Annotated in this window: 26 protein-coding genes, 1 tRNA gene and 1 pseudogene; 7 read left to right on the forward strand and 21 right to left on the reverse strand. The window is 38.7% G+C overall.

What is annotated here, in order from left to right; genetic code table 11:
* Positions 1 to 60: 60 nt before the first annotated feature.
* The 5 genes from F885_RS10950 to F885_RS10930 form a co-directional block, all read right to left on the reverse strand.
* Positions 61 to 612 (reverse strand): hypothetical protein, encoded by a 552-nt coding sequence (locus F885_RS10950; RefSeq protein ID WP_005316087.1) that lies wholly within the window; start codon positions 610 to 612, stop codon positions 61 to 63.
* Positions 613 to 670: 58 nt separating this feature from the next.
* Positions 671 to 1,066 carry a hypothetical protein gene (locus F885_RS10945; protein ID WP_005316091.1) on the reverse strand — a complete coding sequence of 132 codons (396 nt, stop codon included), beginning with the start codon at positions 1,064 to 1,066 and terminating at the stop codon, positions 671 to 673.
* 138 nt (positions 1,067 to 1,204) lie between these two features.
* Positions 1,205 to 1,945: a hypothetical protein gene (locus F885_RS10940; protein WP_005316093.1), complete on the reverse strand. Its 741-nt coding sequence runs from the start codon at positions 1,943 to 1,945 to the stop codon at positions 1,205 to 1,207.
* A 730-nt stretch (positions 1,946 to 2,675) separates the two neighbouring features.
* A complete protein-coding gene (locus tag F885_RS10935) occupies positions 2,676 to 3,227 on the reverse strand; it encodes a hypothetical protein (protein ID WP_005316099.1) in 552 nt (183 codons plus the stop codon).
* A gap of 60 nt (positions 3,228 to 3,287) precedes the next feature.
* Positions 3,288 to 3,695 carry a hypothetical protein gene (locus tag F885_RS10930; RefSeq protein ID WP_005203155.1) on the reverse strand — a complete coding sequence of 136 codons (408 nt, stop codon included), beginning with the start codon at positions 3,693 to 3,695 and terminating at the stop codon, positions 3,288 to 3,290.
* 134 nt (positions 3,696 to 3,829) lie between these two features.
* Here F885_RS10930 and F885_RS10925 point away from each other — a divergent pair, with 134 nt between their 5' ends.
* Positions 3,830 to 4,507: a LexA family protein gene (locus F885_RS10925; protein WP_005316102.1), complete on the forward strand. Its 678-nt coding sequence runs from the start codon at positions 3,830 to 3,832 to the stop codon at positions 4,505 to 4,507.
* Positions 4,508 to 4,631: 124 nt separating this feature from the next.
* Here the strand turns inward: F885_RS10925 and F885_RS10920 are convergent, their stop codons facing one another.
* The gene (locus tag F885_RS10920) at positions 4,632 to 5,210 is read right to left on the reverse strand and encodes a YceI family protein (RefSeq protein WP_005203153.1); all 579 of its coding nucleotides are present in this window, start codon (positions 5,208 to 5,210) and stop codon (positions 4,632 to 4,634) included.
* Positions 5,211 to 5,437: 227 nt separating this feature from the next.
* On the opposite strand from F885_RS10920, the gene F885_RS10915 reads away from it, so the two are divergent.
* On the forward strand, positions 5,438 to 5,848 hold the full coding sequence (locus F885_RS10915; protein ID WP_005316105.1) for an OsmC family protein: 411 nt from the start codon (positions 5,438 to 5,440) through the stop codon (positions 5,846 to 5,848).
* Positions 5,849 to 5,860: 12 nt separating this feature from the next.
* Here the strand turns inward: F885_RS10915 and F885_RS10910 are convergent, their stop codons facing one another.
* The 3 genes from F885_RS10910 to tkt all read right to left on the reverse strand — a co-directional run bounded on the left by F885_RS10910 (position 5,861) and on the right by tkt (position 8,976).
* Positions 5,861 to 6,364 carry a hypothetical protein gene (locus F885_RS10910; RefSeq protein ID WP_005316108.1) on the reverse strand — a complete coding sequence of 168 codons (504 nt, stop codon included), beginning with the start codon at positions 6,362 to 6,364 and terminating at the stop codon, positions 5,861 to 5,863.
* A gap of 17 nt (positions 6,365 to 6,381) precedes the next feature.
* A complete protein-coding gene (locus F885_RS10905; RefSeq protein WP_005316111.1) occupies positions 6,382 to 6,915 on the reverse strand; it encodes a DUF3916 domain-containing protein in 534 nt (177 codons plus the stop codon).
* A 72-nt stretch (positions 6,916 to 6,987) separates the two neighbouring features.
* Entirely contained in the window at positions 6,988 to 8,976 is a 1,989-nt protein-coding gene (tkt, locus tag F885_RS10900) for a transketolase (RefSeq protein WP_005316114.1), read from the reverse strand.
* 382 nt (positions 8,977 to 9,358) lie between these two features.
* Here tkt and metK point away from each other — a divergent pair, with 382 nt between their 5' ends.
* Complete coding sequence (gene metK / locus F885_RS10895) at positions 9,359 to 10,525, forward strand: methionine adenosyltransferase (protein ID WP_005211901.1); 1,167 nt, start codon at positions 9,359 to 9,361, stop codon at positions 10,523 to 10,525.
* A 63-nt stretch (positions 10,526 to 10,588) separates the two neighbouring features.
* Here the strand turns inward: metK and F885_RS10890 are convergent, their stop codons facing one another.
* Positions 10,589 to 10,846 carry a hypothetical protein gene (locus F885_RS10890; RefSeq protein WP_004653110.1) on the reverse strand — a complete coding sequence of 86 codons (258 nt, stop codon included), beginning with the start codon at positions 10,844 to 10,846 and terminating at the stop codon, positions 10,589 to 10,591.
* Between the two features lie 243 nt (positions 10,847 to 11,089).
* Between F885_RS10890 and F885_RS10885 the strand changes: the two genes are divergently transcribed.
* Positions 11,090 to 11,275: a hypothetical protein gene (locus F885_RS10885; protein WP_005316118.1), complete on the forward strand. Its 186-nt coding sequence runs from the start codon at positions 11,090 to 11,092 to the stop codon at positions 11,273 to 11,275.
* 44 nt (positions 11,276 to 11,319) lie between these two features.
* Here the strand turns inward: F885_RS10885 and F885_RS10880 are convergent, their stop codons facing one another.
* The 8 genes and pseudogenes from F885_RS10880 to F885_RS10850 form a co-directional block, all read right to left on the reverse strand.
* Positions 11,320 to 11,883 carry an FxsA family protein gene (locus tag F885_RS10880; RefSeq protein ID WP_005316121.1) on the reverse strand — a complete coding sequence of 188 codons (564 nt, stop codon included), beginning with the start codon at positions 11,881 to 11,883 and terminating at the stop codon, positions 11,320 to 11,322.
* 186 nt (positions 11,884 to 12,069) lie between these two features.
* Positions 12,070 to 12,505, reverse strand: a pseudogene (locus tag F885_RS10875) (putative hemolysin).
* 164 nt (positions 12,506 to 12,669) lie between these two features.
* Positions 12,670 to 12,831: a hypothetical protein gene (locus F885_RS21025; protein WP_005316127.1), complete on the reverse strand. Its 162-nt coding sequence runs from the start codon at positions 12,829 to 12,831 to the stop codon at positions 12,670 to 12,672.
* A gap of 167 nt (positions 12,832 to 12,998) precedes the next feature.
* Positions 12,999 to 14,417 (reverse strand): NAD(P)/FAD-dependent oxidoreductase, encoded by a 1,419-nt coding sequence (locus F885_RS10870; protein WP_005316136.1) that lies wholly within the window; start codon positions 14,415 to 14,417, stop codon positions 12,999 to 13,001.
* A 600-nt stretch (positions 14,418 to 15,017) separates the two neighbouring features.
* Entirely contained in the window at positions 15,018 to 15,230 is a 213-nt protein-coding gene (locus F885_RS10865) for a cold-shock protein (protein WP_004807774.1), read from the reverse strand.
* A gap of 459 nt (positions 15,231 to 15,689) precedes the next feature.
* Positions 15,690 to 15,899: a cold-shock protein gene (locus F885_RS10860; protein WP_004653101.1), complete on the reverse strand. Its 210-nt coding sequence runs from the start codon at positions 15,897 to 15,899 to the stop codon at positions 15,690 to 15,692.
* A gap of 110 nt (positions 15,900 to 16,009) precedes the next feature.
* The gene (locus tag F885_RS10855) at positions 16,010 to 16,243 is read right to left on the reverse strand and encodes a hypothetical protein (protein WP_004807776.1); all 234 of its coding nucleotides are present in this window, start codon (positions 16,241 to 16,243) and stop codon (positions 16,010 to 16,012) included.
* Between the two features lie 185 nt (positions 16,244 to 16,428).
* A tRNA-Met gene (locus F885_RS10850) sits at positions 16,429 to 16,505 on the reverse strand.
* 297 nt (positions 16,506 to 16,802) lie between these two features.
* On the opposite strand from F885_RS10850, the gene ruvC reads away from it, so the two are divergent.
* Complete coding sequence (gene ruvC / locus F885_RS10845) at positions 16,803 to 17,348, forward strand: crossover junction endodeoxyribonuclease RuvC (protein ID WP_004807778.1); 546 nt, start codon at positions 16,803 to 16,805, stop codon at positions 17,346 to 17,348.
* Here ruvC and F885_RS10840 read toward each other — a convergent pair.
* Positions 17,345 to 18,838, reverse strand: a complete 1,494-nt coding sequence (locus tag F885_RS10840; protein WP_005316141.1) for a bifunctional ADP-dependent NAD(P)H-hydrate dehydratase/NAD(P)H-hydrate epimerase — start codon at positions 18,836 to 18,838, stop codon at positions 17,345 to 17,347. The two genes, ruvC and F885_RS10840, sit on opposite strands and share 4 nt — an antisense overlap.
* Positions 18,839 to 18,861: 23 nt before the next feature.
* Between F885_RS10840 and queG the strand changes: the two genes are divergently transcribed.
* Together queG and bioB are read left to right on the forward strand one after the other, a co-directional pair.
* A complete protein-coding gene (gene queG / locus F885_RS10835; protein ID WP_005316142.1) occupies positions 18,862 to 19,986 on the forward strand; it encodes a tRNA epoxyqueuosine(34) reductase QueG in 1,125 nt (374 codons plus the stop codon).
* A 91-nt stretch (positions 19,987 to 20,077) separates the two neighbouring features.
* A complete protein-coding gene (gene bioB, locus F885_RS10830; RefSeq protein ID WP_005203134.1) occupies positions 20,078 to 21,067 on the forward strand; it encodes a biotin synthase BioB in 990 nt (329 codons plus the stop codon).
* Positions 21,068 to 21,110: 43 nt separating this feature from the next.
* Here the strand turns inward: bioB and F885_RS10825 are convergent, their stop codons facing one another.
* Complete coding sequence (locus tag F885_RS10825) at positions 21,111 to 21,323, reverse strand: hypothetical protein (RefSeq protein ID WP_005316145.1); 213 nt, start codon at positions 21,321 to 21,323, stop codon at positions 21,111 to 21,113.
* A 132-nt stretch (positions 21,324 to 21,455) separates the two neighbouring features.
* Positions 21,456 to 21,803: a hypothetical protein gene (locus tag F885_RS10820; protein ID WP_004807786.1), complete on the reverse strand. Its 348-nt coding sequence runs from the start codon at positions 21,801 to 21,803 to the stop codon at positions 21,456 to 21,458.
* Positions 21,804 to 21,927: the final 124 nt, after the last annotated feature.

The raw sequence follows: 21,927 nt of genomic DNA on the forward strand, positions 1-21,927 counted from the left end.
CACAGACTAAATCACATGAAAGTAGAAGTTCGTATCGAATCAATGTGAACTTCTATTCTTTCAACAAGACAAAATCGTGACTTCTGAAGCCTGCAAGACCGCCTCAAATGTCTCTGCATACGCTGCAATCAACTCAGCTTTATCCGTTCCATTGATGATTCGCCGAGCACCTATATAATCTTTCTTATTTTGGCAGATGTAATCAGACAATTTCTTACCGGTAAACATGCCCTTTTTCATTCCAACAATCATGACACGAGCTGCAATATCCGCTTGTAGAGCCAGTTTCGGATTTTTCACTAAATCAATTTTTAAGTAATCCCCCATTCGCTTATAGTTTGCCAACCAGGTCAGTTGCACATAGCCATAGCCGATATAGGGATAATATTGCTTAGACTTTAGATACTTTTCTGAACCATATTCAATCACGGGTTGCATGGTTTTAGCCGTTTCATGCCAAGCCGTTGCCAAGATATAAGCGGCTTGGGCAGATGTGATCGCCCCATCTTCATCAAGCACTGAAACCAGAAAATTGATTCCATCGGCCTGCAACTGACTTAATTTTCCAAATGTGTGGCGCAAAATATCGAAACCGTCTTGTGTTATTTTCATGTCATTTTCCTCTTTATAATAAAAAACCGCCCGAAGGCGGCATTGGATTGTTTTTTCTTTAGAATTTGTCTTTAAAGTCTTTCACCTCTTTTGCTACATCCAAAATGGTTGAATCTTCTCGTGCATTAATATAATTAAAGGTCCAACGAATAATCGCCCATACTGGCAAACCACAAAGGAAGTACAGCCCCCCCAAGGCAAATGCGCCATATGGGTTTTGACTCCACTCTTGCAAGCCAAAATGCTGAATCACAAAAGCACCTCCTGCAATGCTGCCAACTGCTGTTGAAATGAGTGAAACTACCCATTCTCGTCTAGACTTGGGTAGCCGAGTCATAATCACAACCATCCAAGCCAAAAACATAAAAGTGAGTGCCATCACGACAATAAAAAAAACTCCATAAGATTTAATTACGGCTGCAATCCCTGCACCCGTTGAAACAAACTCTGTCATTATTTTTCCTCCATAAATAGAAAGGCTCTAACTTATGCAAAGTTAAGGCCTCGATTGACATTTTAAGCAAAACCACATAACCGACTACTCTCAATTCATTCTGATCACCATTGCTTAATTATTTAATTTAAATTCATACTATTGTGGATAATGCGTTATCCAACTTTGCTGATCATGAAACTGTACAAAATCACCTGCATTCACTTGTAAGCCCAAGATTTCACCTTTACTGGTTAAGTGATAATAAATATTGTCTTCAAGTGCTAATGGCATTTTATAATCCAAGCTGACATAGGCCTCTCGCAGATCAAAATCCAGTTGCATTAAATCTTCTTGTGCAACAATGTGATAATACTTCGGCAACTTTAGGGAATTGGTTGAATGCCACTCTCCAACAAGTTCATAGTCGACATAGACCTTCATCGATTGAGAGCCAGTAATCTCAAAGGTCACAATTGGGTTTTCTGAGGGGTTAGCTTCAATAAAAGTGACGTTATTCAGACTATTATATTCGCCCAAAGTCACCACAAATTTATCATCCAAAAAATAGCTATGAATGACAAATCCACGCTCAACTTGGTTTAACTTCACCTGATGTTCAGGTTGCTGATCCACACCTAAAATGACAATTGACCGATGCGTTGTATTTGCGCTGCTAAAAGAAAATTGACCTCTCTGTGCTTGGAAATAAGCAGATAAAGATACTTGGCACGCATCCTTCATTTTGACAGAACCTAATTGAGCGTTCCCTTCAATATATGCAGTCGCTGTGAGATCGGCTGTTGTTTGCATAATCGCAGGCACAATCTCGGCATAAGAAAGAATATCTAAGTGTTTAATGGAGAAAGTGCCCAGCATCATTTTATTTGTACAATTCATTTTAATCACCTTCAGTTATTTTCGGCTTTAAGCCACCATCAATAGACAGCAACCAACAATCCGTAGATATAAAAAAACTCGGCCTCTATAAGAAACCGAGTTTTAGGCAATAAAAAAGCCCATCTATTAAATGAGCTTTTTAATTATGATCGAAAATTTTATATTACGACCAGTATAATAAAACTATAGCTTAGTTTCCTCAAAAATGGAATCATTAAATCACTGGCTCTTTGTAAACATTTCTTTCTTTAATTTTTAAAACCAATACATGAATACTAAAATTAATCACCCCAATCAAATTTCAATCATCAATATACACTTTTGATATCATTTCTATTTAGAATTAAAAAGGTTTACACAATATTTGTAATTTTCCTCTTTGCTTACATGTCCACCGACATGGACACATGAGCAAAAATTTTCCATCTGATTGTATTTTATTGATTTAGGAACATCGACGCCATAGCATCTAGAATCTAATCGAACAGGCTTCCTCGGAAACAATGAATTCGAGCTATACATTGAATAGAAAATTCCGCCGCAGACAATAACGATTAAAGTCAAAATGGGTGAATGTTTTTTTAACATTAATAGTCTCCTTCTTTTTAGATATATTTATATTATCCACATATTAAAAGCCCACATAAAAATGAGCTTTTAATCAAGAATATTTTAACAGAAAAATTAGAATAAATATAATTATATAGTTGACAATTACAACTATAAAATATCATGCCTTCATTATTTTATAAGTATCTTTCCTATATTTTTCTATTGCAATTTCTGCTTCTTGAATTGCATTTTCAAGCACATTTATGAGTTTAATCTCATAACATTTCCATGTCTTTCTATAACAATCAAGACTCATTTGATGGCGGCTGATCCCAGCATAAGCCAGACGTCCTTTTGCAGTATAGTTTTCCTCTAAATCAGGATCTAATACAAAATCCAATACCATCCGTGCTATCAATTCTGCCAAATGGTACATCGCAATACGTTCAGGCTCTCGTTTTTTATCTTGTACGGCTTGCTCAATAAATACTTTAGCCAAATGCTGACGGACATCGTCATAGTCTTGCTTGCTTTTATGTTCGAACACAATCAATGCTGTGACCGACTTTGCCAATTGACTTTGCATGGCGGCAATCACACCCAAACGATCTTCATAACTCAATGTTCTCTCGCCTGTGCCACGCACAAAAGGCTCTAAATTTGGTGAACGCAAGCTTAGCCCCTGCATTAACCATTCAAATTTTTCAAACTTTGCTACATTTGCATTCATAACTTCACCTCTTATTGATTTATATATTTTGTGATTTAGCGATCATTGTATTTGTTGCGTTTAGTGATACTTTTCTCTCGCTTCAACAATATTCATGGCCTGATGAATTTCTTCAAATCGAGCTTTTGTACATGGTCGAGTTGCACTTTTGATTTGGGAAATATAACTATGTGCACAGCCCAAAATACCCACCAATGCTTTTGCCCGTCCCTTATGCGCATCTAACCACTGGCTAAACATCTGAATTTGGGCATCTGTTGCCTGATTGGCGATTCTTATACTTTTCTTTAATTCTTTTTGGGTTTTTTCAGGTGATACAAATTTAGCTATATGATTCGGCCTCGCTTTCAAGCGCTGCTCATATGTATTTTGGATCTTTGTGATTACGTTGCCTTGAGCCAACCATGCTTCGATTTCCGCATCAAGATTTTGCTTAATATGCATGTTTGGATTGATTGCCTTGTTCATGCCGCACCTCCAGCATTTAACCTAATGAATAAGACAATTATATTAGTAAACTAATATTAATTCAATAAGAATACTAATTTGACTTCACATTAGCTTGCTAATATTCTTAATTTATTGATTTAAGGTGCATTAAAATGCTTAAAGATCGGCTCAAAGAAGCAAGAAAAAAAGCCAAGAAGTCTCAAAAAGATGTGGTTGCTGCTGTCGGCATTACACAATCTGCACTCAGCCAGCTTGAAACAGGACTGGTAAGCTCATCATCACATTTGCCTTCGATTGCTAATTTTCTAGGTGTAGATGCTTATTGGTTACAAACGGGTCAAGGGCATGCCACGCCGAAAGAATCTGGTCATGAAGATACTTCAAATATCTCCCCTGTAAAAGCCAATATGGCTCCAGTGCTCTCCTGGGTCCAAGCTGGCGTTTTTACCAATGTGGAATCGGTTGATATCACACAAGTTGAAGAATGGCTGCCATTGCCAGATGATTGTGATCACTGCTTCTATTTAAAAGTTCAGGGTCTCAGTAATTACCCTGTCTTTCATGAGGGCGATTACATCTTGGTTGACCCAACCGTGCAATATAGTGATATGCAGTCGGGTGACATGATTGTGGTGAGAAAGCATGAAGATGCAACATTTAAGCGTCTAGTGATCGAAACTGATAATTCAAGATATCTGCAAGCACTGAATCCAGAATTCAAACCCAACATCATTCCACTGGATGAAGAATGTATTTTTGTCGGTGAAGTGGTCGATTCCATTCGCTATATTTACCAATCCAAACGTCGATCGAAGATCAAACATAGCTAATGGGTAAAGACTTATTTATTAGTATTCTTATTTAAAGCTAATATTAGCATCTTAATCATTTATACCATCAAACTCATATAAAAAAGCCTAGATGATGATCTAGGCTTTTTTGTTCAACGTCATATTACTTCGCAGCAGTTGCTTCAGTAGTAATATTCACAGTGATCTTGTCACCAACATTAGGCACATAGTTACCGATACCGAATGCAGAACGGTTAAAGCTTGTTGTTGCATTAAAACCAATTGCAGGTACTTTCGCCATTGGATGCTCGCCTTGTTTATTCAGCACAGCATCTAATACAACAGGTTTAGTCACACCTTTAACCGTTAAATCACCTGTGATTTTGAAGTGTTTCTTGTCTTTGGTTTCTACTTTAGTACTTTTGAAGGTAATGTTTGGATATTTCGCAGCATTAAACCAAGCTTCTTCTTGGAACTCTTTATCCAAAGCAGCAACATTGGTATTTACGCTGCTTAAAGGAATAGTCACTTCTACAGATGAATTTGCAGGTTTTGCATTATCAACTTTAATCGTACCTTGGATGTCAGTGAAATTTGCACTTGGTGTAGAGAAACCAAAGTGATTCCAGCTGAATACGGTCGCAGTATGCGTTGGGTCAATTTTATAGTCGACTGGCGCAGCCAACGTTACAGAACTAGCTAAAGCGACTACTAAACCGAGGCTTAATGTTTTAAATTGCATTTTTCGTATCCTTGTTTGATATAGTGATTAGTGTATAGATCATGTATTTTTATTCACTAGTCTTTATAAAACGATATGTTTCACCAGTGCAACAATAAAAGCGTTACAGCGCTTATCAAAAATCAATATCATAAGACTATTCGATACTGGACAATTGATCGGCAAGTTCACATGATCAAAGGGTATATTCTGATTTAGATACTTCACGATAAACAACAAGGTAAAACATGACACATACAGCACAAGCTCTCAGTACATCAACACCTTATCGCGTTACATTGACAGATCTTGCTGGCCATACATGGTATGCAGATGAGCCTGCAGATAAAGGTGGTCAAGATACTGCACCCAACCCAGTTCAGCTTTTACTTTCGGCTTTAGGTGCCTGTACGACCATTACTTTAGAAATGTATGCCAATCACAAAGGGATTAAGCTTGATCATGTTCAGGTTGATTTAGCCTTAAATCCCAATGGTGAACCTGAATCAGGTCAAAATAATATTGAACGTAAAATTATCTTAAAAGGTGAATTTACTGAAGATCAGCATAAACGTTTATTGAAAGTAGCGGAAAGTTGCCCGATTCATAAGTTATTAACGTCAAATATTTCGATTCAGAGTGAATTAAGTATTGGGTAAGTGGTCCTTACACTAAATTTCAATCACATCCATATGCCATTCCAATGAGCCACTCATCGAAATATCTATTGCTCGATCGACAATATTTGTGAGCTCATTTGGAATAAATGAATATAAATTTTCCCCATCGAAATGAATCCAAAATTCAGGTGGTGGAGTGTCACAACCATCTATAAAGCCAGCTGTTTCTTTTTCACCCAAACTGTCAAACATTGATGAGTGCACATCAAATACCAATATTTTTCCCTTTAACTTCGCCCAACTTGGCATGTGATGACATTTAACTCGAGCTTGCATCGCCTCTTCAAAATAGACCTGTATGCGATAAGCATAATCATCGCCACCCAATGCTTGGTCACCATTTTTATTTTTGAAACGTTCCTGTAATGCGCGATATAAAAAATTATATTGTGCGCACTGCCAAAATATTTCTTTTTTATTTAAATTTTCCAAATACCAATATTTAATATCATTTAATATTTGATCAAAAGCATGAAGTTCGAATTCTTTTTTCATCACAACACCTGAATCTTTTAATTTTCAATAAAGTACCAGTAATCGGCTATATAATTATCTGTTTCATTTTTTAGATCAATATAATGAATATGTATCCCTTGCTCTTTTATTTTCTCAGGAACTTTTAATCCCCAGCTTCGAGCCAGACTCATTTCATCTCCTAAAAGATATTTGGAATCATAGCACCCTGCCGACAAGGTATGGGCATTAAAATAATCTTCATCCAGATATAAACAAATTTCACTCGCAAACATATCTGGTTGCACAATGACACATACCACTTTACAAAATCTTGTGCCAACAGGCTTCGCCTCAATTAAATACTGACAAGCATTAATAAGATATTGAGCACACTCAGCCTTTATTTCTTGTTGAGCATGTTTTCCTTGAACCATATTCATGGCTACAGGTATCTTCCAATTATAATACCGTTCTTCATTCCCCTCTAAATCAGGGAAATACCCCTTAAAACTTTCACTCCAACCCCGAAGATTTCTTAATTTACGTGGAATTCCCCGTTCTTTTTTATTTGATAATGCAAACCGTCTCATTTTTATATTCCATTTAATTATCATAAAAAAAGCGCCCTTAATCAGAGCGCTTTTTTATACCACTTAATTTGATTAAGCAGTCAATTCTTTAACCGCAGCAACAACCGCTTCAGTGGTGATACCGAAGAATTGGAACAAGTCTTTTGCTGGAGCAGATTCGCCATAAGTCGTCATACCGATCACTTTGCCGTCTAAACCAACAAACTTCCACCAGTAATCTACATGAGCCGCTTCAACCGCTACACGTGCACGGATATGCGCAGGCAATACCGCTTCACGATACGCAGCATCTTGCTTCATAAACTCTTCAGCACATGGCATAGACACTACACGCACACCTTCAAGTTGTGCATATGCTTCCATTGCCAATGAAACTTCTGAACCTGTTGCAATGATGATTGCCTTCAATTCACCTTTCTCTTCAGCAAGTACATAACCACCTTTTGCAACGTTTTGAATTTGAGCTTCATTACGTGCTTGGAATGGTAAGTTTTGACGAGAGAAAATTAATGCTGATGGACCATCTTTACGTTGAAGAGCAGATTTCCAAGAAACAGCTGCTTCAACTGTGTCACATGGACGCCATGTATTTAGGTTCGGTGTACCACGTAATGATGCAATTTGTTCGATTGGTTGATGCGTAGGGCCATCTTCACCTAAACCGATCGAGTCATGTGTATAAACATGAATCACACGTTGCTTCATTAATGCTGACATACGTACTGCATTACGTGCATATTCCATAAACATCAAGAATGTTGCAACGTAAGGAACAAAGCCACCGTGTAAAGCCACGCCGTTTGCAATTGCAGTCATACCGAATTCGCGAACGCCGTAATACACGTAATTGCCCGCTGGGTTTTCTTGTACGCCTTGGCAACCTTTCCAAAGTGTTAAGTTAGAACCCGCCAAGTCAGCAGAACCACCCAATAATTCAGGAAGTAATGGACCGAATGCTTGTAAAGTATTTTGGCTTGCTTTACGTGTAGCAATGGTTTCAGCTTTAGCATTAGTTTCAGCAATAAATGCATCTGCTTGCGCCGCAAATTCAGCAGGTAAATCACCATTGATACGACGTAATAATTCAGCTGCTTCAGTTGGATATTTTGCTTGGTATTGAGCAAACAATTCATTCCAAGCTGCTTCAGAGGTTTGACCTTTTGCTTTTGCATCCCAAGCTGCATAAACATCTTCAGGGATAACAAATGAATCTTCTTTCCAGCCTAATGCTTCACGGGTTAAAACGATCTCGTCTTTACCCAATGGCGCACCGTGACAATCTTCTTTACCTTGTTTATTTGGCGAACCTAGACCAATAATCGTTTTACAGATGATAATGGTTGGTTTATTGGTTTCAGCTTTCGCTTCTACAGTCGCTTGACGGATTGCAGCAGCATCATGACCGTCTACGCGAAGAACTTGCCAACCATACGCCTTGAAACGTTGTTCAGTATCATCGCTGAACCAACCTTCAACTTCACCATCGATCGAGATGCCATTGTCGTCATAGTACGCAATAAGTTTACCAAGACCCAAAGTACCTGCAAGTGAACATACTTCGTGAGAAATACCTTCCATCAAGCAGCCATCACCTAAGAAGCAGTAAGTGAAGTGATCAACAACATTTAAACCGTCTTTGTTGAACTGAGCTGCCAAAGTTTTTTCAGCTAATGCAAAACCAACTGCATTTGCAATGCCCTGACCTAATGGGCCAGTTGTTGTTTCAATACCAGGTGCATAGCCATATTCTGGGTGACCTGGTGTTTTAGAATGTAATTGACGGAATTGTTTTAAATCTTCAATAGATAACTCATAACCAGTCAAATGCAACAATGCATATTGCAACATTGAACCATGACCATTCGACAATACGAAACGGTCGCGGTTCGCCCATTGTGGGTTCGTCGGGTTATGATTTAAAAATTCACGCCAAACAACATCAGCGATATCTGCCATCCCCATTGGTGCACCTGGATGCCCTGAGTTTGCTTGTTGCACAGCATCCATTGCCAAGACACGAATTGCGTTTGCAATACGACGTTCATTTAAAGGGGTTGTCATAAGTCAGAATCCGATTAAATCAAATAAGATGAGAGAAGATGAGAAACCATCTTTCAAAAGATGCGACTATTGTCTTAAAAAAACGACAGTGGGTAAAGTGCAATACACGATATTTCTTATTTTTCGCTGATTCATCTGTCATTCTATGTGTAAATGTTCATGTGATAAGCAGAATGTAAACAATAGCTAAACGATTCAGTGACCAAATTACAGATTTATTCATATAAAAAGGCATTAATATCAGTTTCACTGATACACATATCAATAAAAACATAATGAAAATGAAATAAATTCATGCTTTTTAGTCAGCTTGTGCTAGTCCTATCCGCCAAGTCGATGTAACATACTCTGTCTTTTTGAAAATACCAATGATAGGACGTTCATGCGCGAGTATGCTGTTTTTACTTCAGAATCTGTAAGCGAAGGTCATCCAGACAAAATGGCTGACCAAATTAGCGATGCAATTTTAGATGCAATCCTAAAAGAAGACCCGTATGCGCGTGTCGCTTGTGAAACATTAGTAAAAACAGGTGCGGTTGTTCTTGCTGGTGAAATCACAACAACAGCAAATGTGGACTTTGAAGCGATTGTACGTCAAACCGTTAATGGAATTGGCTATCACCATTCTGATTTAGGTTTTGATGGTTCGACTTGTGCCGTCATCAACATGATCGGTAAACAATCTCCTGAAATTGCACAAGGTGTTGACCGCCAAAAGCCAGAAGATCAAGGTGCGGGTGACCAAGGTTTAATGTTTGGTTATGCAAGCCGTGAGACAGATGTACTCATGCCTGCCCCAATCTCTTATGCGCACCGTTTAATGGAGCGTCAAGCAGAATTACGCCGTTCAGGTGCCTTACCTTGGTTGCGCCCAGATGCGAAGAGCCAAGTAACGTTTGCTTATGAAAATGGCAAACCTGTTCGTTTAGATGCAGTTGTGTTATCAACCCAACACGATCCTGAAATCTCTCAAATTCAGCTTAAAGAAGCGATTATTGAAGAGATCGTTAAACCGATCATCCCTGCTGAAATGTTCCATGCGGGCACGAAATTCCATATCAACCCAACAGGTATGTTTGTAATTGGCGGCCCTGTAGGTGACTGTGGTTTAACTGGTCGTAAGATTATTGTAGATACTTATGGCGGTATGGCACGTCATGGTGGTGGTGCTTTCTCTGGTAAAGATCCATCGAAAGTAGACCGCTCTGCTGCTTATGCGGGTCGTTATGTGGCAAAAAACATTGTTGCTGCTGGCTTAGCAGATAAATGTGAAATCCAAGTGAGTTATGCAATCGGTGTAGCAGAGCCAACATCGATTTCTATTAATACCTTCAATACAGGTAAAGTATCAGATGAGTTGATTATTCAACTTGTACGTGAACACTTTGACTTACGCCCGTATGGTATTACACGTATGTTGAACCTGATCCAACCAATGTATAAGCAAACTGCAGCTTATGGCCACTTTGGCCGTGAAGGTTCTGATTCTGCATTTACGTGGGAAAAAACCGATAAAGTTGAAATTCTTAAAGATGCTGCCGGATTGTAATCCGCACTGCTCTTTCGTAAAAAAGCTCGCATTTGCGAGCTTTTTTATTCCCCCTAACATCCATCATTTATTCGAATTGGTATTATCTTGCTTAAACATTTCAAAAAGTGAATTGCTTTGAACTGGCTGATCTTCTTGGTGATGTTGCGTATACAAATGTGCAAGCTTAATGACCACGACAACTGCCAGACAGGCCGCCACACAGAACATCCACATACCATACGGACTGCGGATATGATGAGAGCCACAGTGTGGACACTCTTTATCAGTTGATGCGACGACCTTGTCACAACATGCACAATGATATTGATATAACATCATTAATTCCTCCTACCACTTATTTTTTTATTTTCTTTTTACAACAATTTCATATGTCGCACTTTTATCCTATGAAAAAAAAACCAAGAATTCAATCTAGTTTTCTGACCTACCCATTCAAATTAACAATTTTTTATGACAATTTGATTAGAATTTTGATTTTAAGCAAATTCTTAAGTGCTTAATATTATTTTGATCTTTCACGTAATTTGCTAAAATAAACTTTTGCACGTTATGGAATACATCATGACTCAATTAATTAATAAAGGTGGATTTCGCGAACGAGCAAATCGCAGTCGAAAGTATAAACAATCAGAAAATCAGATTACGACGCTGCAACCGAGCCATTACCAACCTCAAAGCAAAGAAGCCAACTTAGCTGCTACGTCCGAGCCCACACAGAATTCTCAAGACCAAAAAGATCAGCCATAAAAAAAGCACACTTGATCAAGTGTGCTTTTTGAAGCAAATTAAAATTAATTCACATCTTTAAATTCAATTTTCTTTTGGTCAGGTTTTACTTCACGTGCTTCACCATCAATAATGGTTGAATCTCGATATTGACCACCACCTTGTTGATTCTGCATATCCTGCATCTGACGCATCAGATCAGCAAATGGGTTCTGTCCTGCAGCACCACCAGCGCCCATCCCCCCCATCATTTTATCCATCATGGCTTGCTGACGCTTGGCCATGGTTTTCATCAATGCATTACGAAACGCCGTTTGGACAGATGGAATTAAAACCAACACGGCCAATACATCAGAAATTAAACCAGGCACCATCAACAAGAAACCAGACATCGCTAGCGCCAATTTCTTGGTTACGGCTGGATCACCACCTAATTGGCCCGTCATCTGCATTTGCTGTAATTGAGGCATAATACTCGACGTGCTTGAACGAACCATATTCAAGCCAATAAAGAATGCGATAACGAACCAGAAAAAGACATACCACATACTTCCAACGAGGTCACCCACGCCAATCCAGACCAAAACTTCAGCAATTGTGCCAAATACCACGATAAGAAGTAGATTCATGTCAAATCTCGAAAATTAAAACCTTGTGCAATCTTGAACAATCAAGCCTGACACAACAAATAAAATAAACTCAATAAACTAATTGATGGGTACATTTCTCAATTTATCAAGTCTTATACGCTAGCTTATATAAAAAAGCTCCCAATCAAACCTAATCTAATTGAGAGCCTGAAGCATTTTTAACGATTAACCACAAGTCGCTTGGACAATCTTTTTAGATTGAGGGTCAATGGTGACAGTTACACGATTTTCACGATAATCCATGGTGACAGGTTGGTTTGGTCCAACACTGCGAACAATCTCAGACTTGGTTTTTTGTTTGATTTGCTCTTCGCTTAATCCAGACTGACCGATTAATTTTGTCGCTTCATCTGCTAGGCATTTGGGCTGGCTTGCGCGGAATAATTCCCACTCTTCAACCACTTGACCATTAGCTAACTTACAGTACCCAACCTGACCATTGGCTTCATTTTTAATTTCCAACTGACCACCTTGCTCTACGCAATATTTGCTTGCAGGGTTCGCCATACCAATTTTTGGCGGGGTCATATCTTTATTTGGTGTTGCTGAACACGCCGCCAATGAGGCTACAATTGCACCCTAAGAGTAAGATCTTTTTCATAATTTGAATTCTGATAAAGTGAAAAGGCAAAGATAACAAAATAATGTCGATTATTATGTCTATGATTTGAAACAAAAAGAACTTAGGCAAAAAAGCATGGGCTGCATAAGGATGTAACCCATACTTTTTCATTCACAAACTTATCCAATAGAATAAAGATACGCTTATTGAATAATGATGTATTCCAACCGAATAGCCTGATCAATCAAGTAATGCTCTTTGATAATATAAAAGTAAGGTCGTGTATCCACCCACTCATCCATTGCCATAATAGCTTGCGTATACCCCGTTGCCGCTGAAAAATCTTTAACTTGTATAATATCCATGGACTTCATCCTTTTTTATTTAGCCTAACATATTATATTTATTCATATATAGAACAAATTGAAGTCGAATAAGTCATTTATACACCACTCATCTTTCAAGCTTAAGAAACATAAAAAATGTCTCACAAGATGGAGACATTTTTATTAGAAATGAAGAAAATCGAATATTAAAACGAAACCATTTTGCCAGGATTGAGCATTCCAGTAACACCATACCAACCTTTTGACATTGGAATCGCTAAGGGCGCCAATAAACGACCAAATAAAATATCGTTGTGCTGAATTTTAGTGAGCATTGCATAATCGGTGTTCTTAGCTGAAAAATCATCTGCAATTGCTTTACCTATACGGACGGTTTGCGCCACACCATGCCCACTCCAACCATGTACCGCATAAATTGGAAATTTATTGCCAAATTTTCGATTATCAGTTGCGCCATTCATAGTCAAATCACTGACACCACTCCAGCAAAAGTCCATTTCGACATTTTCAAGCTGCGGAAAAACTTTATTAATTCGGCCTAATAAATATTGATTCATTCTGCCTACTGCCCAACTTATGCCTGTACCTTGCCCACCAAAAAGCAATCTATTCTTAGAAACACCACGATAATAATCAATCTGTAATTGCGTATCGTAGACAGGATGATCGTGTGGTAATAATTCAGTCATTGGCATGTCTAATGGCGCCGTAACTGCAATATAAGTATGAAATGGAATTGCTGTTTGTTTCTTTTCAGGGAGTAACTTAAATGCATTGTGATGTACTGCAATCACGACACTTTTACGTGCTTTAATCACACCCGATGCCGTCTGTACATAAACTCCATCAGCTTGTTCAGCGATCGACAATACTTCCGTTTGTTCAAACACCCGCCCGCCATTCTTGCAGAAGCCATGTGCCAAAGCACGGTTAAGTGCCAATGGATGAATATGACCACCCAAGTTATCGACCAAACCACCTTTATACAGGTTGGACTTGATCAACTCTTTTAATTCATACTCACCCACCACTTTCGTGTGATCCTCACCCAAATATTTCCGAGCATCTGCACCTTGAGTCAAGGCAATCAAATGTCCCTCATGTACCGCAGCGGTAATATGTCCACGTTTACGTGCCAAATTTACAGCATACTTTTCAGCAATTTGATCAATTAAAGTCATCGCTTCCGTAGAGGTAAAATGCCAAAGTCTCTTGGCATCTTCATAACTAAAGCGCTTAATCATCTCCTCAGCTTCCCAACGCGCCAAACCTGGGGTAAGCTGCCCACCATTTCGACCTGATGCTGCGGAGCCAATGCGATTCTTTTCAACCAGAATCGTATCAACACCCTGCTCAGCCAAATGCAATGCTGTTGAGGTACCTAACAATCCACCACCGATCACAACAACATCACATTCTTGATCTGCTGATAAAGCATCAAAACAATGCCAGTCCTCTAAAGAACTCTCATAATAGTTTGCAGGATGATCAAATTGACCGTGTTTCGGATTAACCCAATTCCACTCACTCGAATTTTTATATGCTTTACTTTCTTTAAAAACAACATCATCTAAATGCGCTGGTTTCTTTATATCACCAAACATTCTAAATTCACCTAAAACAATTTTTTACCGATTAATGCAAGCAGCTTATCGCAGAAAAATTGAGTAACAAAACCAGAATCTTTCAATAATTTTGATAGGTATATCCGTAGCCGAATATTCCATCAATATACTCAGATTATAAAACCAATTAAATTTGATGTGCCCAGATCTTTAAGCATCGACGATAAAAATGAGGTGATTCAATAAAAATCAATAATTGAAATTAAAAAAGCACCCGAAGGTGCTTTTCTCTCTTATAGGCTAGTTGCAATCAATACCACAAAGCTGAATAACAATGTACCTAAAGATCTCTTGCAATGTACATGAACTTCTTGCTCAAACCCTTGAGCATACGGCTCCAAGTTTTCCATAACTTTAACGCTCATTAAATGTACTACACTTATTAATTTGCCTAACAAATCAATAGAAATAAATTAGCAAAAAGTCGTATATCTCGCTAGTGCAATTTTTCAACCAAATGGTGAATTTATGACAAAAATCGACACTTAATACAAAATAATTTTAAAAAAGAGCGTGCTTTACATCAAGACATAAAAAAAGCCCACCAAAGTGAGCTTTTTTTAAATATCGTACTTAGTTTTAAGCAACGACAGTAATACCACTTGCTTGAGGGCCTTTTTTACCTTCAGTAATTGTAAAAGACACACGTTGACCTTCATGTAGTACTTTGAAACCACTGCTTTGGATTTCGCTGAAATGAGCAAAAACGTCTTGTCCAGAGTCTGCATGAATAAAGCCAAAACCCTTAGTTTCGTTGAACCACTTAACTGTACCAGTCACAGTATTAGACATATATTTAAACCTATTTTAAAAAATTTGGGGCGCTTAGCAGCGAGCAACTTGGAATCATAAACTCTGAGAGGAAATCTGATAAAACGAAAGGTTTATCTACAACTATATGAGATGCAAGATTTTCTGAATCAACAGCGTTATTCTTCTAGTTAGCTTTCACTATACACGACTTTACATTTTTCACGCAATCTCTATCTATCAATCCTACTCCCTACGTCTTTTTCCCGCAGGTTATTCAAGACTACGAATAAGTAGGAAATAATTTTTTTAATTAATTTTCAGACACTTAAATTTAAATATTTTCATCTAAATTCTAAATTATGATTTTTATATAAATTTTTAACATATTATTTCATTTTCTTTTACTCTCAAATATTCGCTATTTTCACTCAGTTCAAATTGTTTTAGCCACAAAAAAAGCCCACTGTTGTGAGCTTTTTTTTCACTGGTCTAAAGTAATTAGATAACAGTAATTAGAGTTGCTTGTGGGCCTTTTTTACCTTGACCAAGAACAAACGAAACGCGTTGGCCTTCATTCAATACTTTGAAGCCCTTGCTTTGGATTTCGCTGAAATGAGCAAAAACATCTTCGCCAGAGTCAGCTTGAATAAAACCAAAACCTTTAGTTTCGTTGAACCACTTAACAGTACCAGTAACTGTATCAGACATACCTTTAAACCTTTTAAACTTTGTTCATTTATGAATTAAATCAAAATTTTTACATCATGATTTAATACAATCTATCCTTATTGAATAGATACTACAAGTATGTGAACCATTTATGTCAATCGATAAAGTTGATTAACATCCGTATAAAAGCTTTTCCCGTCCAAATTAAAGTCAATTTCTTGACCTGATTCCAACAGGATCTTCTTTCCTACTTCTACCCATTTAAAACCATTCAGCGTATTTTGCTGACGCTTTAAAGGGATGATTCTCACACAAATTTCATTGCCATTACTGGCTTTGGCTACACGCCATTCATTAATAATTTTCAACACAAAATCACTCATTTCTGAGCTCAAGTGATCGATTTTGATTTACTATAACACTAGATAGATGAGAGAGGATAGCTACATTTCTAGAATCTAATAATTTTTAGCTTTATTTAGGGTTATTTCAGCTAACTTTATTACTGTCTATTCTTTTTAGACAGCAACCTTAAATACATCACAGAGCATAACTAATTTAATTCGGTTGGTAGCGGGAGCTGGATTTGAACCAACGACCTTCGGGTTATGAGCCCGACGAGCTACCAGACTGCTCCATCCCGCACCGACGAGTTAGCTTTATACGCACATCTTCCCCACAATGCAAATTATTTTTATAAAAATCGCTTAATTTATCAATTAATGTCTAAATTACACACAAAGTGATCAAAACGCACTCTTATTCAATATGCCTGAGTTAAACTTGCAAATGAGTTCTCAATTTTCAGATATTGAACAAATCAGTTAAGATTCGTTCAATAAAACAACTATTTCTTTATAATTCAAAATTCTACAAAAATATTATGCAGTAAAAAGCCCATTATGTAACAATATCATCACCCTTTCATTTATATAGTGCTGCATGTCATTAATTATTGGTATTGACCCTGGTTCACGCTTAACAGGTTATGGAATTATCGAAAAAGATGGCAATAAGCTGCGGTTTGTTGATGCAGGAACCATTCGTACTGAAACACAAGAAATGCCTGAACGTTTGAAACGTATTTTTGCGGGTGTCGAACGTATTGTTAAATTTCATGGTCCAACAGAAGCAGCGGTCGAACAAGTATTCATGGCACAAAATCCCGATTCGGCTCTTAAGCTCGGTCAAGCCCGTGGCGCGGCAATTGCTGCACTGGTGAATCTAGATTTACAAGTCGCAGAATATACAGCACGTCAAATCAAGCAGTCTGTTGTCGGTTATGGCGCTGCTGAAAAAGAACAAGTACAGCTTATGGTAATGCGTTTGCTTAATTTAACCATCCAACCCCAAGCAGATGCAGCGGATGCGCTTGCCGCAGCAATTTGTCATGCTCATGCGTCAGGTAGTATGAGTAAAATGGCAGTACTCAATGCATTAGGCGGTATGGCACGCGGCCGTAGCCGTTCCAGTAGCAGACGCCGTTAAACCTTTTGATTCACGACGTTATATATCATTTTTGCCATGTCCTGCGCTTGTAATCCCCTCATACCCTTTTCAGCCAGTAGATCGCCTGCCTGTGCATGCAGGCTGACAATCTCATGCAATGCAATCTGTTGATGAAATTGAGCTTTTAAACTCGCGATCATACCTGCCAATACATCCCCCATTCCACCTGTACCCATACCCGCATTGCCCTGCGTACAGATAAATAATTGTTCTTCTAAAATTAAACTACCTGCACCTTTCAACACCCATTTCCCTGCATATTTTTGTTGTAACTGTTGAATGGCAGCGATACGGTCTTGTTCTATATCCGCAGCAGTACATCCCAACAACGTTGCGGCCTCACCTGAATGTGGCGTTGCATAGAGATGCTGGTTTAATTGTTGCGGATGCTTGGCCAGAAACCACAAGCCATCTGCGTCAAGTACAACCTCTAAATGTGAGTTTAGCTTGAGTAAATCAAACCATTGTAAATATGTTTGCTCTGCCCATTCATCTCGACCTAAGCCCATACCAAAACAGACTGCATCTACTTGCATTAATAGCTGTTGAATGACTTCCTGATCTAAGGCATTAATGTCTCGCACCATAATATTTGGTGAACGTGCCAAAATGGCTTGATGATGTTTGGTATGACAGATCACACTGACTTTGCCTGCCCCTGCATGAAACGCCGCTTCAGCCGCCATAATCACTGCACCGCCCATATCTGCATGACCACCGACAACAAGCACATGCCCATAACTGCCTTTGTGACCAAAGGCTTGACGCTTGGGTAAAACAATTTTTTCGGGGGATAGATAGGCAAGTGGTTTTAATTCTTGGTCAATCGGAATCAAACTCAGCAAATGTAGTTTCCCCACATATTGCTTAGCTTGACCCGTAAACAAACCTGCTTTGTAGCCTAAGATCGTAAAGGTTTGATCGGCTTGTACTGCGCAAGGCAAAGCTTGTCCTGTATTGGCCTGTAAACCACTAGGAATATCGATTGAGACTTTTAAGCCTGTTTGTGCATTATACAGCTGAATAATTTCTTGCCAGTTTGGATCTAGCATTCGATTGAGACCAATGCCAAATAAAGCATCAATATGACAATCAAAAGTGGGCAGTTCTTGATGGACAGCATTTTCAGATAAAAGATAATCAACACTTTGAATATCGACTTGATGAGACTGGGCAAATTCCGCGGCTTTTTTTAAATCTACGGATTGTCCGCGTTCTGTTGCAAATACCGTAATGCTAAATCCGTATTGCTTAAGAAACGCAGCAATATAATAGCCATCACCCGCATTATTACCCTGCCCGCACCACATTGCGATCTTTTGAGTTTTATTTTGCTGAAATTGTTGCATTAACTGTTGTGTGATTGTCCAAGCCGCTTGCTGCATGAGCCCTAAAGATGAGTTTTGCTGAGCAAACCAACGCTGCTCCCATGCTTGGATACTTCGGCTATGGTAAACTACAGCTTGCATGTTTTTCTCCTTATTATCGCTTTATGGCTTCAAGCACACCATCTCAAACACAGTCTCAGAAAACGCCTGATAAAATCAAGTTGCAACAACTTGACCCTCAAGCATTAAAAGACTGGATCAAAGCACAGGCTTTAGACTTGGGCTTTGCTGATTGTGTCATTGCCAAACCAGATGCTCAAGATCAAATGCCACGTTTTAAAGAATATTTAGAACGTGGTTATCATGCAGATATGCACTATTTAGAAGAAAACTTAGACAAGCGGGCCGATCCAACCTTGCTCGTTCCTGGTACAAAAAGCATTATTTGTGTGCGCATGAACTATCTTGTGGCATCACCCAAGCCCCGTTATGTACCATTTGAACCAAATTCTGCCATTATTGCGCGTTATGCACGTGGTCGTGACTATCATAAAGTCATGCGTGGACGTCTTAAAACCTTAGCGACCCGTATTAAGGAAAAAGTCGGCGATTTTGAATCACGCCCCTTTGCTGATTCGGCCCCTATTTTTGAAAAATCGCTGGCTGAAAGTGCAGGTATGGGATGGACGGGTAAGCACACCTTATTGATTCATAAAAAATCAGGTTCTTTTTTTGTGTTGGGTGAATTGTTTACGTCACTTGACTTGCCCTTCGATCAACCTGCCAGTGCACATTGTGGCTCATGTACCGCTTGTATCGACATTTGCCCAACACAGGCGATTGTTGAACCGTATATGCTAGACGCCAGAAAGTGTATTGCTTACTTAACCATTGAATATAAAGGTATCATTCCTGAAGAATTACGCTCAGGTATTGGCAACCGTATCTTTGGCTGTGACGATTGCCAGTTGATTTGCCCTTGGAATAGCTTTGCTAAAAAAGCGTCTATTCCAGATTTTGATCCAAGACATAATTTAGATGACATTAGCTTACTAGAGATTTGGCAATGGGATGAGGCAACGTTCTTAGCCAATACAGAAGGCAGCCCAATCCGCCGTACAGGCTACCAATCCTTTAAGCGTAATATTGCAATCGGTCTAGGAAATGCTCCATACTCGGCTGAGATCGTGACGCAATTGCAAGATGCAAAAACGCTGCACGATGAGGTCGTCAATGTACATATTGATTGGGCAATTCAACAGCAATTGCAGCAAATAAACGTACACTGAATAGAAAAATGGTGTTTTTTGCCCTTTGGCTTTGGCACGATTTCTGTATGATGAATCTCAATGTCTGTAATCAATCATCATGGATATAACAATGACTTTACGTAATGACTGGACTCGTGATGAAATCCAAGCTTTATATGACCAACCTTTTCTAGACTTAGTATTTCAAGCACAAGGCGTTCATCGTCAGCATTTCCAAGCAAATGCGATTCAGGTCAGCACGCTACTTTCAATCAAAACAGGTAAATGCCCTGAAGACTGTAAGTATTGCTCACAATCTGCTCGTTACGACTCTAAGTTAGAAGCAGAAAAGCGTATTGCCGTTGATAAAGTTATTCGTGAAGCACTTGCAGCAAAAGAATCTGGTTCATCGCGTTTCTGTATGGGAGCTGCTTGGCGTAACCCGCATGAGCGTGATATGCCTTACGTGCTTGAAATGGTGCGTGAAGTCAAAGCATTGGGCCTAGAAACCTGTATGACTTTAGGGATGTTGAATCAATCTCAAGCGGAACGCTTAAAAGATGCAGGTCTAGACTATTACAACCACAACCTAGACACTTCTCGTGAATATTATTCACATATCATTAGTACGCGTACGTTTGACGACCGCTTGGATACTTTAGATCATGTTCGCCAAGCGGGTATGAAAGTATGTAGTGGTGGTATTGTAGGTTTAGGTGAAAGCCGTAATGACCGTATCGGCTTATTACATGAACTTGCAACCATGCCAGTACATCCAGAATCAGTGCCGATTAACATGCTGGTTCCGATTGAAGGTACGCCATTGGCGAATGTTGAAAAATTAGATGTAACTGAGTGGATTCGTACCATTGCTGTTGCGCGTATCATTATGCCGCATAGCTATATTCGCCTTTCAGCGGGTCGCGAGTCATTAAGTGACTCAGACCAAGCACTTGCTTTTATGGCGGGTGCGAATTCACTCTTCTCTGGTGAAAAACTCCTTACCACCCCAAATGCGGGTGAAGGCAAAGATCAGGTCTTGTTTGCCAAATTAGGTTTAACTGCAGAAAAACCAAAACCGACGGTTGCAGAACTCTCTGTCGATGCCATGAGTGCATAAATAAAAAAGCCTTGTCATCTGACAAGGCTTTTTTTAGGTATGATTAAATTGATGTCACCAGAATGCCGTATTTGGCATTTAAAAACATTCCAATACGGATGATATCAACACCTGCTGCATGGGTTACTGACAATTCTTGGCTATGCACATCAAAATGAAATGAATCAAAAATGTCTTGATGTTGCATCAACCATGCAATCGTATCAGCAATACACTCATCAACAGTATATGTTTCTGATTTAAAGTCCTTATTCATAGCACTATGTTATATCTTCACTTGATCTTTCCATCATAACGGATAGATAAGCTTCGTGCAGCTTGTTAAAAAAACACTTAGTAAAGGACATTACTCACTAAGTGTATTAACTTGAAATATGTTTTGAATTGCTTAAGCCGCTTGTGGGCTCAGGATATTTTGGCCCGCCTTTAAGCTTGCAACAGCTTTGGCATTAAATTCTAAAGTCAGCACATGGTTGTCTAAATGAACATGATAAGACTGAATCAATGACTGCTGACCCTCATCTGTTTCAAGCACATATTCATCTGCAATATTTAAAATACCTTCTAAATTAGTTGTACTAGAGGCACGATCATGGCTGAATAAATCATAGATCGTCTGCAGATTAAAGCTTGTTTGCTGTTCCGTAGCATGGCTTTTTAAATAACTTTCTAGGAATAAAACAAACTTGTGTGCGAAGAAATAGTAGTTTGGTTTGTGGGTATAAAGCATGTTCATTGAAAGCTCCTTTACGGTGTTTTTTTCATCTAATCATGACTAAAAAACTAAGGATTTAACCTTAAAAGATTCTTAAAAGAACTTTGAGCTTTTTGTTAATAAACTTAATAATCACGCTAAAAAC

It is taken from the genome of Acinetobacter higginsii, assembly GCF_000369845.1.
In the GTDB taxonomy this organism is placed as follows: Bacteria; Pseudomonadota; Gammaproteobacteria; order Pseudomonadales; family Moraxellaceae; genus Acinetobacter; species Acinetobacter higginsii.